Here is a 17,166-nt window from a genome sequence, read left to right on the forward strand (position 1 = left end):
GGCCGTGGCGACCTGGTTCGACGAGGCCCGGCTCGATGATCCCGGCGTGCTGCAGACCGTCGACCTGCGCCTGCGCACGCTCGCCGAGAGCGGCGCGCGGGTCCGGCGCGAGGCCCACGAGGCCGCCAGCGCGATGGCCGAGCTCATCGCGCGCGGTCGTGACGACTCCCGCCCACGTGCGGTGATCGCGGCCGGCCCCGACTCGCGCCTCCTGCGGGCGGTGCTCGAGCCGTGGTGCCCGGTGCCGTTCGTCGCGTGGCCCAACCCCGGGCTCCCAGGATGGGCGGGATCGCTCGACCTCGTCGTGATGCTGGCGCCTGAGGGCAACGACCACGGCTCGGCGTCGGCCGTCGCCGAGGCCGTACGCCGCGGGGCGCAGCTCGTGGTCGCCTGCCCCCAGCGTTCGCTCGTCGGTGAGCACGCGGCCGGACGCCATGTCACCGTCCTGCCGACGGTGACGGGTGACCAGCTGGCCACGGCCGTCGTGATGCTCGACTACCTCGCCCACGTGCACCTCGGCCCGCGTGCCGACGCCGAGTCGGTGGCCACGTCCCTCGACGAGGTCGCCACCGACTGCTCGCCGCACCGCGACCTCGCCGTCAACCCGGCCAAGATGCTCGCGATCGCGATGGCCGACACCAACCCCCTTGTCTGGGGCGGTTCGGTCCTCGCGGCGAGGGCGGCGCGTCGGCTGGCGGAGTCGCTGCGGCGCACCAGCGGCCGGTCCGCGATCGCGGGCGACGCCGAGCACCTGCTGCCGGTCATCGAGGCGACCAAGCCCCACGACGTCTTCGCCGACCCGTTCTCCGAGGAGCCGGCCGACCTCCGGCCGCTGCTGCTCATCCTCGACGACCGCTCGGACGACCCCGTCGTACGCGAGCAGGCGGAGGAGCTGCGTGCCGCTGCCGCGCGCCACAGCGTCCGCGTCGAGACGCTCGACACCGACGCCGACGCCGAGGTGGCGCGCTACGCGTCGCTGCTGCTGAGCGGGACGTACGCCGCGGAGTACCTCCGGATCGGCCTGGTCGAGGACTAGGGGGATTGATCCGCTGCCCAAGGGGTAGGAGGCGACGGCACGCAACTCGCCATCGACTCCTCAGGAGAACTCATGTCCCGCACGTCCCTGTCCCTCGCAAGTGGCCTGGCCGCCGCCCTGCTGCTCGTGACCACGCCCACCGCCCACGCAGCGGTGACCGGGAAGGACGCTCCGAGCCAGGGTGACATCGTCAAGGCGTTCCCCGAGCTCGCCGACGGCCAGTTCACCACCGACAAGGTCACGAAGATCGGCGTGCCGGGGAAGACCTGCGACGAGACCGTGACGTCGAAGGTGAAGTCCGGTGTCACCACGACCGGCGCGTCCACGACCGGGTACCCCATCGTGCTGACCGGTGTCGTCGAGCTCAAGTCCGTGGCCAAGGCCAAGGCCTACATGGCGTCGTACAAGAAGTACGTCAAGAAGTGCGCGACCTACACCCAGCCCGCCACGGGGGCGACGATCTCGGTGACCAAGGGCACGTCGCTGCGCTTGGGCGACGAGTCCCTGACCGTCGAGCTGCAGTCGACCTTCTCCACGACCACGAACTACTCGACCAGCGTGATGATCCGTGACGGCAAGCGGATCGGCAATGTCATCGCCGTGGACGACGCCGTGGTGCCAGCAGCCAGCGTCAAGCCGCTCGCGAAGGTCGCTGCCAAGAAGATGAAGTGACCACCGTGGGGTGACCCATCGGAGCCTCGGAGCCGATCGCCGTGTGCGGTGGGGTCCGGGGCTCCGTTGCGATCACCGACTGCCCAGCGGCATCCCGAACACCAGCGCGTCGCCCCCGTGGACGAACGCCGTGCGCTCCACGACCATGCCGAGGTTGCGAGCGACTCCTTGTGAGGGCAGGTTCTCGGGGCGGATCAGCGCCACGAGGTGGCCGATGCCGTGGGCGGCGGCGCAGTCCCGAACGGCCGTGGCGGCCTCGGTCGCGTAGCCATGGCGCCGCATCGCCGGCATCACGTGGTAGCCGACCTCGACGTGGGGAGTGCCCTCGACGTCCTGCATCGTGAGTCCGCAGTCGCCCACGAACACGCCGCCGTGGGTCTCCACGACCCAGAGGCCGAAGTCGTGCTGGGCGTAGTTGCGTGCCTGCCACTCGATCCAGCGCACGGCATCGTCGCGGGTGCGGGCCGGGCGGTCGACAGGCACCGGGTCGGGTGCCGACAGCACCGCGGCCACGTGGTCGAGGTCGGCCATCTCCATCGCACGGAAGCGCAGGCGCGCGGTGGGCTCGGGCAGCACCGGCTCAGGTTAACGGCCTGGTGCCCTCGGGAGCCTGCTGGTCGACGTCGGCCCACACCTCGGTGAGCTCTCCGATGAGGTCGTCGCGGACGCTGGCGAAGCTCGCGACGACGAAGACCTGCTTGCTGCCGTCTGCTCCCGTCCCCGTGACCCGGGCGCGCAGGACCCCCCGGTCGCCTTCGGCGACGAGGTCCTCGACGACGAGGCGCTCGAAGCCGGGGTAGTCGGCGTTGAGGCGGGCCCACTGGTCGCGGTCGAAGACCTCGCCGGTGTGCAGCAGCCGGCAGGTGAAGGCGGGATGGAGGAGGGCAGGCAGCCCGTCCCAGTCGTGAGCGTCGATGACCTCGGCGAGACGGGTGAGGAGGGTCGCGGCGTCCATGGGACGAGTGTGGCGGCAGGCACCGACATCAGGCCCGGGGCCGCGCGATCGTCCGGCGGGTGTCTCGCCATGCGTGGTGGCCAGAACGGAGGGCGAGGGGGAAGGTACGTCGCCCCGGTGACGTACGGCGTCGAGCGATGCCCGCGACGACGGCCTGGGGCGCGCGCACCTGCGCGATCGCTTCCGTCTTGGAGACCAGGGCGCCGGTGGCCAGCGTGTGGCGGATGCGCGCCATGCTGAGCAGCGCGAGATCAGCGAGCTGTGGACTCAGGAACAGCCACGGCCGCCGGGCTGCCCAGGACCAGTAGCCCGAGAGCTCCTCGAGCGCGGCCGTCCGGATGTCTGCCTCGGACATCAGCGGCAGGACCGCCTCAGGCTCTCGCCCGAGAAGCACCTGACCGTGGGTCAGGAGCTCCGCACGCACCATCGACGACAGGCGACGACGGACCAGGCGCCCGTGCGTCCACGTCGGGTGCAGGGCGCTGGGGTCACCCAGTCGGGTGACGTCGACATAGGCGCAGCCGAGGGCGCTGCCTGTCCCGACCGTGCTGTCGATGCGCTCGTGGAGCTCGACCACCAGGCGCAGGTCGTCCACGCCCAACGAGCCGGTCGTGAGGGTGACGAGGTCGATGTCGCTGACGCCGGGCTGGTGGTCGCCGGTCGCGAGCGAACCGTAGAGCCAGACGTCGCTCACCCATCCGGCGGTCGACAGGTCGATGAAGAACGCCTCCACCGCCGGATGTCTCATGCCCACATCCTGCCCACCGCAGGCCTCGTGCCCCGGCCGGTCAGGTCTCGAGGCAGAACTCGTTGCCCTCGGGGTCGAGCATCACGTACAGGTCCTCGTCCTGCCGGACCACGCGCGCGCCGAGGGCGACGAGTCGATCGCGCTCCGCCTCCAGCGGCCCTGCTGCGCGAAGATCGAAGTGCTGGCGGTTCTTGGCCACCTTGGGCTCAGGCACGCGCTGGAACCACAGACTGGGTCCTCCCCATCCGGCGGGCTCCACCCAGGCACGCTCGGGCGTGCTGTCCTCGTCGACGTTCGAACCCAGGGCCGCCGCCCAGAATGCTGCGACTGCCAACGGGTCGTGACAGTCGAACGTCACCGACTTCACGAAGGAGGGCATGAGGGCAACGTAGTCCAGTACGTCGACAGGTGGCGGAGGTGCCTGTGGGCCCGCCATCCGTGGAGTGGCGGGGTGTGGGGCGTGGTGCAGCACCACTTCCCGCGCGACCGGGAGGCCGTCCTGGCCGGATGCGCCGGCGTGGCCTTGAGTGTGGCCGTGGGTGTGCAGGTCGAGCGCGGTCTGCGTCCGGGCCAGGTCGCCGAGGGCTTGGGCGCGGCGGACGTCGAGGGACTGAGTCGACCCGAGGGCTTTGCGCAGCTCGGCGCCGTGGGTCAGGACGCGGTCGACGTCGAGGGCGTCGGCGATGTCGAGGTCGGCCTCGAGGTGCATGGTGCCGGCGTAGTGGACGTCCTCGCCGTGGAGGGTGGCGTGGCGCGGGTCCACGGACAGGTAGCCGTCCTCCGGGTCCGCGGCCGGATCCGCCGCGGCGAGCGCGAAACGTTTGATGGTCTCCGCGACCAGCCGGTCCAGCTGCGCGGGACCGACTCTCCCGGTCACGGCAGCGACCTGGGCGTCGACCCACCCGGCCGCCTCAGGAGTCAGCGACGGGGTGGCGTGGATGGTGGCCTCGGCCACCGAACGGGCCCGCCAGGCCGGCACCCGACCCGACTGGACCTGCGCCCACAACCGCGGGAGCCGGTGCCGCAGCTCGCTTCGCCGACATCGTGGAGATGCCCAGGACGGTGCCGAGCTCGGCGACACAGAACTCCGCCACCGTAGGGCAGCCCTCCCCGGCGATGGACTCCTCGACCGACCTCGAGACCGATCCCGCGGCCACTGGTGAACGTGGCGGTGTGGTGGATCGACTCCGGCGGGTGCAGGTCCGCCCACCGGGCGGCTAGGTCGAGCAGGTCCGCGGCGGCGCGGTCCTCGGTGGCCTTCCGCTCACGAAGCGCGTCGAGCAGGTCCGTCGGGCTGAGGTCGTCCTCGACCTCGGTCCCGGCTTCCAGCCTCTCGATCATGTGTTCGAGCCTACAGAAACCCACCGACACCGCGACCGCGGGCGAACCTCACCGCAGACGCGGACCCGCATGCCCCGCCAGGCACGTCCATTCATCTCCGGCCCGGACCCAGACCTGGGTCATCGGCATCCGGAACGTCTCGGGCTCGCCGGTCCGCGACACGACCACGTCGGTCACCTCGGCGACGAGGACGGCGGTCTCGCCGACCACCACGACCTCCGGGCTGGTGAGTCCTTGGGACCGCCAGACGGTGTCACCCTGGGTGTTCCGACGGACGTACTCGGTGCGGTCGTAGGTCTCTCCGACGTGGGAGGTCCACCGGAAGTCCTCGTGCAGGAGTGCGAGCAAGCGATCGGCATGGCCGTCCGCGAGCGCAGCTGCTCGGGCCTCAGCGGCGCGGATGACCTGCGACTCCTCGTCCATGGCACCAGAGTGCCGCACGTGGGGCACCCCGCTCATACCCTTGTGAGATGCCGTCGCGCGAACCGGTGCTCCGGGAGATGCACGTCGAGGACATCCCTGAGGTCCTCGAGGTCCAGCAGCCCGCTGCCGTCGCCGGTCTGTCCGCCGTGTTCCCCCAGGACGAGCACCCGTTCCCGCGCCAGGTCATCGCCGAGCGCTGGCTGGCCGAGGTGAGTGCTGGGGACACGTCGTGCTTCGTCATCTGCCGGGACGGGCAGGTCGCGGGCTTCGTGGCGGTCCGTGGCGACGAGGTGCTGCACTTCGGCGCGGCGCTCGAGGAGTGGGGGAGTGGCCTGGCCGTCGCTGCCCACGACGAGATCGTGGACGTCCTGCGCCACCGAGGACTCTCGCGGGCCCGGCTCCGCGTCTACGCAGCGAACCCTCGCGGACGCCGCTTCTGGGAGAAGCTCGGGTGGCGACCCACGGGGGAGAGCTCGCGGGGCAGCATGCCGCCGCACGCCGAGCTGCTCACCTACGAGCTGGCCCTGGACCGGAGGTCGCCCGAAGCGATCAGTCCGAGCACGTCCTCGGTCGACCTCACGTCGCCGTAGGAGCGGTAGACCACGTGCAGGGTCGCGTTGTGGTCGCGGTCGCGCATGGCGGCACACGCGTCGGCGACCAGGACGACCCGCAGTCCGGCGGTGCTGGCGTCGCGCACGGTGTCCTCGACGCACACGTTGGTGACGGTCCCGGTCACCAGGAGCGTCTCCACGTCACGGGCGGCGAGCAGTGCCGGCAGCTCGCTGCCGGGGAACCACGCGCTCCGGGCCGTCTTCTCCACTGCAAGGTCGTCCCGGTCGACGGCGAGGCCGGGGTGCAGCCGCTCCACCGGAGTGCCCTCCCCTCCCGAGCCGGCATAGAGCTCCGCCACCTCGTCGCCGAAGAACTCCCGGTCCTTGGCCGACGGCTCGCTGGATCCCGGCACGACCCACGCGACCACGCCGCCGGCGGTGCGCAAGGCGGCGGCCAGCGCGTTGACCCGCGGCACGATCCCGCGGACGTACGCCGACTCGCGGACGAAGAAGGGCACGACGTCGACGACCACGAGCGCCGTACGTCGCGGGTCGAGGTGCTCGTACGCATGTCGTCGGCCACGTCGTTCCTCGTGTCGCCGGTACTCGCGCTCCTCGACGAACCAGTCGTGCGTCGCGACGTCGGCGGCGGGCGGCGATGTCATCCGGCGAGGCTACTGCGATGCGCCCTGCGGGTGGACGACTCAGCAATGGCCCGTCGATAGGCTGATCCCGACGTATCCCCACGACCCCGAAGGATCCCCCATGGCCGGCGGACTGTTCGCCCTCCTCGACGACGTCGCCGCCCTCGCCCGCATCGCCGCAGCCAGCGTGGACGACGTGGGCGCCGCCGCGGGTCGCGCGAGCGCGAAGGCCGCGGGCGTGGTCGTCGACGACACCGCGGTGACCCCGCAGTACCTCCACGGGTCTGCCGCCGCGCGCGAGCTGCCGATCATCAAGCAGATCGCGATCGGCTCGCTGCGCAACAAGATGCTCTTCATCCTGCCCGCGGCCGTGCTGCTCGGCCAGTTCCTGCCCGGGCTGCTGCCGGTGATCTTGATCTTCGGTGGCGCGTTCCTGGCCTACGAGGGCGCCCACAAGGTGCACGAGCGCCTCACCGGCCACGCGACCGAGGCGGAGCAGGAGGTCGCGCCGACGGGCGAGTTCACCCCCGAGCACGAGAAGAGCACCATCGCGCAGGCGGTGCGCACCGACTTCATCCTCAGCGCCGAGATCATGGTGATCGCGCTCAAGGAGGTGGTGGGCGCCGACCCCGACGCCAGCATCTGGATGCGCGCGATCGTGCTCGCCGTCGTCGCGCTGATGATCACCATCCTGGTCTACGGCGTGGTCGCGCTGATCGTGAAGATGGACGACGTCGGCCTGGCGATGACGCTGAGGTCGTCGTCGGCGTCCCAACGCATCGGCCACGCCCTCGTCGCCGCGATGCCGCGGCTGCTCGCGGCCATCTCGTTCATCGGCACGCTCGCCATGCTCTGGGTCGGCGGCCACATCTTCCTGGTCAGCCTCTACGAGATCGGCGGGCACGACGGACTCCTCGAGGGCACGGGGCTCGGCGACGCGCTGCACGCGCCGTACGACCTCGTGCACCACTGGGAGGAGGACGTCCACCACGCGATCGGTGGAGCGCTCGGCGGCCTCGCCGGCTGGCTGCTCAACACCGTGGTCTCGGCGGTCGTCGGCCTCGTCGTCGGCTTCCTGATCCTCGGGGCCCTGCGGGCCGCCGGGGTGGGCGGCCACCACGGCGCGGACCACACCCAGGACCACACCCAGGATCGCGTCGAGGGCCACGCCGCGGAGCATGCCGAAGGGCCTGTCGACGAGACCTCGGAAGGCCCCGCTCCGGGGGCCTCCGAGGATTCTCCGAATCGCTGAAACCGGTCCTACTCTCTTCTGGTCCGCGCGGGAGATCCCGACGATGCACAGATGTGCGGCGCAGACGCACCTCCTCAGATTCGGGAGACAACTGATGGACTTCAAGGTTGCTGACCTCACCCTGGCCGCGTTCGGCCGCAAGGAGATCGAGCTCGCCGAGCACGAGATGCCGGGCCTGATGGCCATGCGCGAGCGCTACGGCAAGGACCAGCCGCTCAAGGGCGCCCGCATCGCCGGCTCGCTGCACATGACGATCCAGACCGCGGTGCTCATCGAGACCCTGGTGGATCTCGGTGCCGACGTGCGCTGGGCCACCTGCAACATCTTCTCCACCCAGGACCACGCGGCCGCTGCGGTCGTCGTCGGTCGCGACGGCACCGTCGACGCCCCCGCCGGCACTCCGGTGTTCGCTTGGAAGGGCGAGACCCTCGCCGAGTACTGGGACGAGGCCGAGAAGGTCTTCGACTTCGCCGACGCCGACGGCAACCCGGTCGGCCCCAACGTCCTGCTCGACGACGGTGGCGACATCACGATGCTCCTGCACCTGGGCGTCGAGTACGAGAAGACCGGCGTCGTGCCGTCGCAGGACAGCACCGACAACGAGGAGTTCAAGGAGGTGCTGCGTGTCCTGGCCCGCTCCGTCGAGACCAAGCCGCAGCACTGGACCACGATCGCCAAGGACATCCGAGGCGTCTCGGAGGAGACCACCACCGGCGTCCTGCGCCTCTATGAGCGCTTCCGCGAGGGCACGCTGCTCTTCCCGGCGATCAACGTCAACGACTCCGTCACCAAGTCCAAGTTCGACAACAAGTACGGCTGCCGCCACTCACTGATCGACGGCCTCAACCGGGCGACCGACGTGATGATCGGCGGCAAGGTCGCCGTCGTCTGCGGCTACGGCGACGTCGGCAAGGGATCCGCCGAGTCGCTGCGCGGCCAGGGTGCTCGCGTCATCGTCACCGAGATCGACCCGATCTGCGCACTGCAGGCGGCGATGGACGGCTACGAGGTCAAGCGCCTGGACTCCGTCGTCGAGACGGCTGACATCTTCATCACCACGACCGGCAACTTCAACATCATCACGGTCGAGCACTTCCACAAGATGAAGCACCAGGCCATCGTCGGCAACATCGGCCACTTCGACAACGAGATCGACATGGCGGGTCTGGCCAAGATCCCCGGCATCGTCAAGGACGAGATCAAGCCGCAGGTCCACCAGTGGATCTTCCCGAGCGACAACGGCGAGCCCGGCAAGAAGATCATCGTGCTGTCCGAGGGCCGCCTGCTCAACCTCGGCAACGCCACCGGCCACCCGTCGTTCGTCATGTCCAACTCCTTCACCAACCAGGTGCTGGCGCAGATCGAGCTGTACACCAAGGCCACCGAGTACGACCTCGGCGTGCACGTCCTGCCCAAGCACCTCGACGAGGAGGTCGCCCGTCTTCACCTCGACGCCCTCGGCGTCGAGCTGACGGAGCTCACCAAGGAGCAGGCCGAGTACCTCGGCGTCGACGTCGCCGGCCCGTACAAGTCGGACCTCTACCGCTACTGAGTCTCGCTGCCGAGTGGGGCCGACCGCCCTAGACTCATTCCATGACTGACCTTGACGAGCCGGCGCGCGGCAGCGTGCTCGTCGTCGACGACGACGCCTCCTTGGCGGAGATGCTCTCCATCGTTCTCCGCCAGGAGGGGTTCGACAGCCGCATCGTGGGCCGCGGCGACCTGGCCCTCGATGCGTTCCGCGACTACAAGCCCGACGTGGTGCTCCTCGACCTGATGCTGCCCGGCAAGGACGGCATCGACGTGTGCAAGGAGATCCGCGCCGAGTCCGGCGTACCGATCGTGATGCTCACCGCGAAGGGTGACACCGTCGACGTGGTCGTGGGCCTCGAGTCCGGGGCCGACGACTACATCATCAAGCCCTTCAAGCCCAAGGAGCTCGTAGCCCGGGTCCGCGCGCGCATGCGCCGCAACGACGTCTCCAACGACGAGGGGCTCACGATCGGCGACGTGACCATCGACGTGGCCGGCCACTCCGTGACCCGCGACGGCGAGCCGATCAACCTCACGCCGCTCGAGTTCGACCTGCTCGTCTGCCTGGCCCGCAAGCCCTGGCAGGTCTTCACGCGCGAGGTCCTGCTGGAGCAGGTCTGGGGCTACCGCCACAGCGCCGACACGCGGCTGGTCAACGTGCACGTCCAGCGCCTGCGCTCGAAGGTCGAGCACGACCCCGAGAACCCGGAGGTCGTGCTGACCGTGCGGGGCGTGGGCTACAAGGCCGGCAAGCCCCAGGGCATGTCCTAGGTGTCCCTGCTCGACCGGCTCCCGCAGGCCCTCCGCCACGGGCCCGCCTTCTGGCGGCGCTCCGTGCAGGCACGGGTCGTGGTGAGCACGGTCCTGCTCTCGGCAGCCGTCGTCGGGGTGGTCGGCGCGTTCCTGATCCAGCAGACCCGCGACGGCCTCCTCGAGAACCGTGTCGAGGCCGTCGTGCAGGAGGCCGAGAGCGAGACCGAGGCGGCTCGCACACAACTTGCTGCCACCCCCGGGGTCAACCTCAACGAGGCCGCCCAGCAGCAGGCCCTGGTCGAACCGATCCAGGCCCGCGGAGCCACGCGTGGCTTCGCCGTGATCCTGTCCCCGCCCATCAGTGAGGGCAGCCGGCTGGCAGACGGCGGGGCCAAGTTCACGGAGGGACTCGACCTGACCAGCGTGCCCGAGCGGCTCGAGGACCAGTTCGACCAGGTCTCGCCGACCGCCTGGACCTTCACCGACATCGAGACGACGCGCCCGATCCCGGGGTTGCCGGAGGGTCCGGGCATCGTGGTGGGCAGCCAGGTCCGGCTGCCGGCCGACAACAACACCTACACCCTCTACTACCTCTATCCCCTCGCCGAGCAGCAGGAGACGCTGGCGCTCGTCTCCCGGGCGATGCTCGTCGCCGGCGTGCCGCTGCTGCTCCTGGTGGCCTGCCTGACCTGGCTCGTGACCCGACAGGTCGTGACCCCGATCCGGATGGCCCGCCGGGTCGCCGAACGGCTCGCGGCGGGCCAGCTGCAGGAACGACTGCGCGTGCGCGGCGAGGACGACCTGGCCCGCCTGGCCACCTCCTTCAACCAGATGGCCTCCAACCTGCAGAAGCAGATCCGGCAGCTCGAGGAGCTCAGCCGGCTGCAGCGCCGATTCGTCTCCGACGTCTCCCACGAGCTGCGTACGCCGATCACGACCGTGCGGATGGCCAGCGACGTGATCCACGACGCGCGGCCGTTCCTCGACCCGGTCACCGGTCGGGCCGCCGAGCTGCTCCAGAAGGAGCTCGACCGCTTCGAGACGCTCCTCGCCGACCTGCTCGAGATCAGCCGATTCGACGCGGGCGCCGCGGTCCTGGAGGCCGAGGACGTCGACCTCGTCGACGTCGCGCGCCGGGTGGTCGACATGACCTCGGCGCTGGCTGCCCAGCGCGACACCCGGGTCGTGGTGCACGACCCCGGCACGCGGTGCGTCGCCGAGGCCGACGTACGCCGGGTGGAGCGGGTCGTGCGCAACCTGGTCACCAACGCCATCGACCACGCCGAGTCGCGCGACGTGGAGATCTTCATCGGGGCCGACCGGCAGTCCGCGGCCATCGCTGTGCGCGACCACGGTGTCGGGCTGGGCCCGGGGGAGTCCGCGATGGTGTTCAACCGCTTCTGGCGCGCCGACCCGGCCCGCGCACGCACCAGCGGCGGCACCGGCCTGGGCCTGTCCATCTCCCTCGAGGACACCCACCTGCACGGGGGCTGGCTCCAGGCCTGGGGCCGGCCCGGCGAGGGCGCCCAGTTCCGGCTCACCCTGCCGCGCCACCTCGGCACCCAGCTACGGCACTCGCCGCTGCCCCTGGTCCCCGACGACGCGCGGGAGACCGCATGAGCACCACCATGAGGACCTCGGCTCGCCTGCTGCGCCCGGCGCTCGTGGCGGCCGTGTGCGCCCTGCTGGCGGGCTGCGTCCAGATGCCGACCGAGGGGCCGGTGGTCGAGCCTCAGGGGAGCCCCGACGTCGTGGACGTGCCCGGCATCTCGTTCGACCCGCGGCCGCCCCGCCCGGGCGAGCCGGCGGGCGACATCGTCGGGGGCTTCCTGGAGGCGATGAAGGCGACCCCGATCTCCCTGACGGTCGCGCGCCAGTTCCTGTCCCGCGAGGCCGAGGACGCCTGGGTGCCCGAACGGCAGATCATCACCTATGGCGAGCTCGGCACGCCCTCGGGCCGGACCTCGACCACGATCTCGATGAAGGACGTGAACGTCTACGACGCCCGCGGCGCCTGGCAGCGCACGGTGGCCACCCGCGACCTGGACCTGGGGCTCGTCGAGGAGGACGGCGAGTGGCGCATCGACGAGGTGCCTGATGCGCTCATCGTCCCCGAGTCGTGGTTCGAGGACTGGTACCAGCGGGTCTCGCTCTACTTCTTCGACCCCACCTCCGAGGTGCTCGTGCCGGAGCCGGTCTTCGTGCCCCGCGGTGAGCAGGCCGCGCCATCCCTGGTCCGGGGCCTGCTCACCCAGCCGTCCGTCGAGTCCCAGGACGTCTACCGGACCTATTTCCCGGCCGGCACCCGCGGCCTGTCCGTCCCCATCATCGACGGCATCGCCGAGGTGGCCCTGTCCGGCGACCCCGACGTGATCGACGAGGAGACCGCGAGGAGGATGCTGGCCCAGCTCGCCTGGACGTTGCGCCAGGAGCCGCGCATCAGTGCCGTCCAGCTGAGCGTGGGCGACCGTGCGATCGCCTGGCCGGGAGGGTCGACACAGGTCCCCCTCGGCGTCGGCAGCGAGTACGACCCCGACGGGGGGCGCTCGACGAGCCAGATGTACGCCCTGGACCAGGGCCGCGTGGTCACCGGGCCCATCGGTGCGTTCGAGCCGACCCTCGGCCCACTCGGTGCGGACGCACGGGGGATCCGATCCGTCGCGGTGAGCATCTCGGGCTCGCAGGTCGCCGCGGTCTCGACCAGCGGCACCGACCTCCTGATGGCCCCCACCGAGGCACTGGACGGTGAGGTCGTGCCGCTCGTCGTCGGGGCCGTCGACCTGGCCGTCCCCAACTGGGACCGCTGGGACCGTGCCTGGGTGCTCGACCGGAACGCCGGTCGTGCCCGCGTCGTCCTGGTGGAGGGCGGCGGCGCCAGGGTGGAGGAGGTCCCCGGCCTGAGCGGACGCGCGGTCACCAAGCTCCTCGTCTCGCGCGACGGGAGCAGGATGGTCGCCGTCGTGCGCGGCAGGAAGACCGACCGCGTGGTGGCGGCACGGATCCGTCACGACGCAGCGGGGGGCATCCTGGGGTTCACCCCGTTCGTGAGGCTTCCGCTCCCGGCCGAGGGCAGCCTGCGCGTCCGTGACATCGCCTGGCGCTCGCCCACCTCGATCTCGGTGCTCGACATCACCGACGACCTCTCCCAGGTGCGCACCATCTCGGTGGACGGCGCCCCCGGCGAGATCACCACCACGACGCGGCTGCGCGGGCGCTTCCGGACCCTCGTCTCCGCGCCGGTGGACGACAGCGAGGCCTTCGCCCTCGCCGGCCGCAGGGTGATCAGCCTGATCAGCCTCGACCGCTCGGTGCCCGTCCTCGCCGAGGGCATCACCTCGTTGACCTACGCGGGCTGACCGGCCGCCCCGGAGCGCTGTCCACAGGCCCCGCTTCGCCCGGTTGCCGTCGTACGTCCGCGCTGCTGGCATGGGCCGCGTGCTCGACGAGGCCCTCGACCTGTTCCTCGGCAGCCGGTGCGTGGGGTGCGACCGACCCGGCCGGATGCTGTGCTCCTCCTGCCGCTCGGGGCTCTCGGCCCGGGCCGCGGTCGCGTGGCCGACGCCGGTCCCGGACGGACTGGTGCCGCCCTGGGCCACGGAGTCGTACGACGGCGCCGTCCGCGCGCTCGTGGTGGGTCACAAGGACCGCGGCCAGTGGGGTCACCGCCGCGTCCTGGGCGAGCTCCTCGCCGTCGCCGTGCGAGGTGCTGGTGCCGGCCTCGACCCCGACGTACCCCTGCTCCTGGTGCCCGTGCCGTCGCGCCCCGGTGCCGGCCGGCAGCGCGGCTACGAGGCCACGTCGGCCCTGGTGCGTGCCGCTGCGAGCCGGCTGCGCCGCGAGCCCGACGGTCGGCGGCGCGTCGTGGTCGCTCCGCTGCTCGTCTCGCGCGGAGCCGCCGACCAGGCGGGGCTCGACGCCGGGGGCCGGGCGGCCAACGTGAGCCATTCGATGCACTGCCCGTCGTCCGTGATGGCCCGGGTCGCGCGCCGCTGGTCTCCTGCGCACGTGGTCGTGTGCGACGACGTGCTGACGACCGGAGCCACCGCGCGGGAGGCCCAGCGGGCCCTGGAGGCCGTCGGCCTGCCTCCCGTCGCGATCGCCGCCGTGGCCGCCACGCGCAGGACTGCCCGACAGGTGGCCTGACTGTTGGCCCCGAGCGCCAGAGGGGCTAGCGTCTCATCATGGAGTCCGCCCGGGTCCGTGGTTGCGTCACGGAGAGGGCTGTGTGCAGCGCCGAGAGGCGCCGCCCTCGGTCCGACCCGCGGCAAGCCGATGCCAGTCGCAGGCGAAACGGTCCACGTAAGTCCACGAGCACCGCGCTGTTCATCAGCGCGGGGCGCGCAGGACGATCACGGTGCGGCTTAGAAGTAAGTCCTGCCCCTGCGCCGACACCAGATGTGTCGGTCCCCCCACGTGCAGACGCGGGGGATGCCGGGAGAAGGCCAGTAGTGGCGGAGAAGCTGCGAACGTCTCAGCAGGCGATTGTGGGGTCGAAGACCAGGTCGGCCGGGCGGACTCCATCCCACCCTGCCCCGGCGGACACCGCCGCGGCCCATGGAAGGGTGCGGTTCGAACGCTAGTTGAGGAGGTTCACATGGAGGTTGTGGTCACGGGACGGCACTGCGAGGTGTCCGATCGCTTCCGCGAACATGTCTCGGAGAAGCTCACCCGTCTGGAGAAGCACGACCACCGCATCATGCGGGTCCAGGTGGAGGTGGAGCTCGAGAAGAACCCTCGCCAGCACGATCGCGCGACCAAGGTCGAGCTCACGGCGTTCTCCAAGGGACCGGTGATCCGGGCCGAGGCGGCGGCCGAGGACAAGATGGGCGCGCTGGACCTCGCCCTCGACAAGATGCAGTCCCAGATGCGCCGCGCCGCCGACCGGCGCCGGGTGCACCGCGGCCGGCACACCCCCGTCTCGGTGGGCGAGGCGCTCGCGGGCACAGGCGAGGTCGGGGACGAGGCCCAGGACGAGTCCGGCGTCATCGAGCGCAAGGTCGGCCCGATCACCGTGACCGGCGACGGGCCGCTGGTGGTGCGGGAGAAGTCGCACCACGCCACACCCATGACGCTCGACCAGGCGCTCTACGAGATGGAGCTCGTGGGGCACGACTTCTACCTGTTCGTCGACAAGGAGAGCGAGCGCCCGGCGGTGGTCTACCGCCGGCGCGGCTACGACTACGGCGTGATCTCCCTGGAGGTCGACGGAGGTCTGACGCGCTGACCACCGCGTTGCCGCTGCGCCTCGGTCATGCGCGCATGACATGATGCCCGCGTGACCGAGGCAACAGGCAGCGAACCCGTCCGCGTCCTGGTCGTCGACGACCAGGAGCTCTTCCGGCGTGGCCTGATCATGCTCCTGGGCGGTGACAGCGACATCGAGGTCGTCGGCGAGGCCGCCGACGGCGTGACCGCCACCGAGCTCGCGGTCAAGACCGCTCCCGACGTGATCCTGCTCGACGTGCGGATGCCTCGTCGCACTGGCGTGGAGGCGTGCCGGGCCATCAAGGAGGTCGTGCCGTCGGCCAAGATCATCATGCTCACCGTCTCCGACGAGGAGGCCGACCTCTACGAGTCGGTCAAGAACGGCGCCTCGGGCTACCTGCTCAAGGACTCCTCGATCGAGGAGGTCGCCCAGGCGGTCCGCGTCGTCAACGAGGGCCAGTCGCTGATCAGCCCGTCGATGGCGGTCAAGCTCATCGACGAGTTCAAGCAGATGTCCAAGCCCGAGCGCGAGCAGGGTCCGGCCCTGCGCCTCACCGAGCGCGAGCTGGAGGTGCTGCGGCTGGTGGCCAAGGGCCTCAACAACCGCGAGGTCGCCAAGGAGCTCTTCATCTCCGAGAACACCGTGAAGAACCACGTCCGCAACATCCTGGAGAAGCTGCAGCTCCACTCCCGCATGGAGGCCGTCATGTACGCCATGCGCGAGAAGCTGCTCGACCTGCCCTAGGCGTACTGACCGGACACGCCGGTCCTCGGGCCCCGCTGTCGGTCGCTCATGGTTGAGTTCCGGGCGTGACGGAGACACTGACCGCGGTGCAGGCGCGCCGGATCGCGCTCGCCGCCCAAGGCTTCTGCGATCGCCCCCACGCGGCGCCCTCGATGCGCACGTTCGACCGCACCCTGGCCCGGACCGGCGTCCTGCAGGTCGACTCGGTCAACGTGCTCCAGCGCGCGCACTACATGCCGCTCTACTCCCGCATGGGCCCCTACGACGTGGGCCTGCTCGACCGCGCCCAGGGCCAGGCGGGGCCTGGGCCGCGTCGCGTCGTCGAGTACTGGGCGCACGTGCAGGCCCTCATGCCGGTGGACCTCTGGCCGCTGATGCAGCACCGGAGGGAGAAGTACCGCGGGGAGCGGGGCAAGTGGGGCTTCACCGCCGACGCCGATCTCGAGCCGCGGGTCCTCGCGGCCGTCCGCGACCGGGGACCGGTGACCGCCCGCGACCTGGAGCGCGAGTTCAGCACGGGCCCGCGGACCAAGGAGCACTGGGGCTGGAACTGGTCGGAGTCGCGCAAGGTCCTCGACTACCTCTACCTGGTGGGGGACGTCGCGATCGCTGGGCGCAACAGCCAGTTCGAGGTGGTCTACGACCTGCCGGAGCGGGTGCTCCCCGCGACCGTCCTCGACGCCCCCACCCCCACGCCCCAGGAGGCGGTCACCGAGCTCGTGCGCCGTGCCGCCCGGTCCCACGGGGTCGCGTCCGCCGCCTGCCTCGCCGACTACTACCGGCTCCGGCTCCAGCCGGCACCCGGCGGGCCGAGCGTGAAGGTCGCGATCGACGAGCTGGTGGAGGCCGGGGAGCTGACCCCGGTGACGGTCCAGGGCTGGAAGCGGCAGGCGTACGTCCACCGCGAGGCCCGGCTGCCGCGGCGGGTCGGCGCCCGCACCCTGATCAGCCCGTTCGACCCCGTCGTGTGGGAGCGGGCGCGCGCCGATGCGCTCTTCGACTTCTTCTACCGGATCGAGATCTACGTCCCCGCAGAGAAGCGGCTCCACGGCTACTACGTGCTGCCGTTCCTGCTGGGCGACCGGCTCGTGGGGCGGGTCGACCTCAAGGCCGACCGGGCCAATCGCATCCTCCTCGTGCCGGGCGCCTTCGCCGAGGACCACGCTCCTGCGGAGACGGCCGCCGAGCTGGCGGTCGAGCTGCGCCGCCTCGCCGGCTGGCTCGGCCTCGACGACGTCGTGGTCGGTCGCCACGGCGACCTGTCCGACGCGCTGAGGGCCGCGTTGGGACGGTAGGTAGAGTTACCAC

18 protein-coding genes are annotated in these 17,166 nt (G+C 71.1%); 12 read left to right on the forward strand and 6 right to left on the reverse strand.

Going from position 1 to position 17,166, the window contains the following annotated elements; translation table 11 throughout:
- Nucleotides 1–4 precede the first annotated feature (4 nt).
- A complete protein-coding gene (locus tag J3P44_RS23615; protein WP_255892964.1) occupies nucleotides 5–1,036 on the forward strand; it encodes an SIS domain-containing protein in 1,032 nt (343 codons plus the stop codon).
- 72 nt (nucleotides 1,037–1,108) lie between these two features.
- Nucleotides 1,109–1,708 (forward strand): hypothetical protein, encoded by a 600-nt coding sequence (locus J3P44_RS23620; protein ID WP_255892965.1) that lies wholly within the window; start codon nucleotides 1,109–1,111, stop codon nucleotides 1,706–1,708.
- A gap of 72 nt (nucleotides 1,709–1,780) precedes the next feature.
- On the opposite strand, the gene J3P44_RS23625 is transcribed toward J3P44_RS23620, so the two are convergent.
- The 5 genes from J3P44_RS23625 to J3P44_RS23645 form a co-directional block, all read right to left on the reverse strand.
- A complete protein-coding gene (locus tag J3P44_RS23625) occupies nucleotides 1,781–2,284 on the reverse strand; it encodes a GNAT family N-acetyltransferase (RefSeq protein ID WP_255892966.1) in 504 nt (167 codons plus the stop codon).
- Nucleotides 2,285–2,288: 4 nt separating this feature from the next.
- Complete coding sequence (locus J3P44_RS23630; RefSeq protein WP_255892967.1) at nucleotides 2,289–2,663, reverse strand: nuclear transport factor 2 family protein; 375 nt, start codon at nucleotides 2,661–2,663, stop codon at nucleotides 2,289–2,291.
- 28 nt (nucleotides 2,664–2,691) lie between these two features.
- A complete protein-coding gene (locus J3P44_RS23635) occupies nucleotides 2,692–3,411 on the reverse strand; it encodes a nucleotidyltransferase domain-containing protein (protein ID WP_255892968.1) in 720 nt (239 codons plus the stop codon).
- Nucleotides 3,412–3,451: 40 nt separating this feature from the next.
- Nucleotides 3,452–4,390 carry a VOC family protein gene (locus tag J3P44_RS25680; protein ID WP_255892969.1) on the reverse strand — a complete coding sequence of 313 codons (939 nt, stop codon included), beginning with the start codon at nucleotides 4,388–4,390 and terminating at the stop codon, nucleotides 3,452–3,454.
- Between the two features lie 410 nt (nucleotides 4,391–4,800).
- Nucleotides 4,801–5,175, reverse strand: a complete 375-nt coding sequence (locus J3P44_RS23645; RefSeq protein WP_255892970.1) for a nuclear transport factor 2 family protein — start codon at nucleotides 5,173–5,175, stop codon at nucleotides 4,801–4,803.
- 47 nt (nucleotides 5,176–5,222) lie between these two features.
- Here J3P44_RS23645 and J3P44_RS23650 point away from each other — a divergent pair, with 47 nt between their 5' ends.
- The gene (locus J3P44_RS23650) at nucleotides 5,223–5,765 is read left to right on the forward strand and encodes a GNAT family N-acetyltransferase (RefSeq protein ID WP_255892971.1); all 543 of its coding nucleotides are present in this window, start codon (nucleotides 5,223–5,225) and stop codon (nucleotides 5,763–5,765) included.
- Here J3P44_RS23650 and J3P44_RS23655 read toward each other — a convergent pair.
- Nucleotides 5,687–6,391 carry a cysteine hydrolase family protein gene (locus tag J3P44_RS23655; RefSeq protein ID WP_255892972.1) on the reverse strand — a complete coding sequence of 235 codons (705 nt, stop codon included), beginning with the start codon at nucleotides 6,389–6,391 and terminating at the stop codon, nucleotides 5,687–5,689. The genes J3P44_RS23650 and J3P44_RS23655 overlap by 79 nt on opposite strands.
- Before the next feature lie 100 nt (nucleotides 6,392–6,491).
- Between J3P44_RS23655 and J3P44_RS23660 the strand changes: the two genes are divergently transcribed.
- The 9 genes from J3P44_RS23660 to J3P44_RS23700 all read left to right on the forward strand — a co-directional run bounded on the left by J3P44_RS23660 (nucleotide 6,492) and on the right by J3P44_RS23700 (nucleotide 17,153).
- Complete coding sequence (locus J3P44_RS23660) at nucleotides 6,492–7,622, forward strand: DUF808 domain-containing protein (protein WP_255892973.1); 1,131 nt, start codon at nucleotides 6,492–6,494, stop codon at nucleotides 7,620–7,622.
- Nucleotides 7,623–7,716: 94 nt separating this feature from the next.
- A complete protein-coding gene (gene ahcY / locus J3P44_RS23665) occupies nucleotides 7,717–9,174 on the forward strand; it encodes an adenosylhomocysteinase (protein WP_255892974.1) in 1,458 nt (485 codons plus the stop codon).
- Between the two features lie 41 nt (nucleotides 9,175–9,215).
- Nucleotides 9,216–9,926 carry an MtrAB system response regulator MtrA gene (mtrA, locus tag J3P44_RS23670; RefSeq protein ID WP_255892976.1) on the forward strand — a complete coding sequence of 237 codons (711 nt, stop codon included), beginning with the start codon at nucleotides 9,216–9,218 and terminating at the stop codon, nucleotides 9,924–9,926.
- Nucleotides 9,927–11,528, forward strand: a complete 1,602-nt coding sequence (gene mtrB, locus J3P44_RS23675; RefSeq protein WP_255892977.1) for an MtrAB system histidine kinase MtrB — start codon at nucleotides 9,927–9,929, stop codon at nucleotides 11,526–11,528.
- Nucleotides 11,525–13,264, forward strand: a complete 1,740-nt coding sequence (locus J3P44_RS23680; protein ID WP_255892978.1) for an LpqB family beta-propeller domain-containing protein — start codon at nucleotides 11,525–11,527, stop codon at nucleotides 13,262–13,264. Before mtrB ends, J3P44_RS23680 begins: the two co-directional genes overlap by 4 nt.
- Before the next feature lie 70 nt (nucleotides 13,265–13,334).
- A complete protein-coding gene (locus J3P44_RS23685) occupies nucleotides 13,335–14,051 on the forward strand; it encodes a ComF family protein (RefSeq protein ID WP_255892979.1) in 717 nt (238 codons plus the stop codon).
- 451 nt (nucleotides 14,052–14,502) lie between these two features.
- The gene (gene hpf / locus J3P44_RS23690; protein ID WP_255892980.1) at nucleotides 14,503–15,132 is read left to right on the forward strand and encodes a ribosome hibernation-promoting factor, HPF/YfiA family; all 630 of its coding nucleotides are present in this window, start codon (nucleotides 14,503–14,505) and stop codon (nucleotides 15,130–15,132) included.
- 51 nt (nucleotides 15,133–15,183) lie between these two features.
- Nucleotides 15,184–15,858: a response regulator gene (locus J3P44_RS23695; RefSeq protein ID WP_255892981.1), complete on the forward strand. Its 675-nt coding sequence runs from the start codon at nucleotides 15,184–15,186 to the stop codon at nucleotides 15,856–15,858.
- Between the two features lie 65 nt (nucleotides 15,859–15,923).
- Complete coding sequence (locus J3P44_RS23700; protein WP_255892982.1) at nucleotides 15,924–17,153, forward strand: winged helix-turn-helix domain-containing protein; 1,230 nt, start codon at nucleotides 15,924–15,926, stop codon at nucleotides 17,151–17,153.
- Nucleotides 17,154–17,166 lie beyond the last annotated feature (13 nt).

The organism is Nocardioides astragali (assembly GCF_024436375.1).
Taxonomy (GTDB): Bacteria; Actinomycetota; Actinomycetes; order Propionibacteriales; family Nocardioidaceae; genus Nocardioides; species Nocardioides astragali.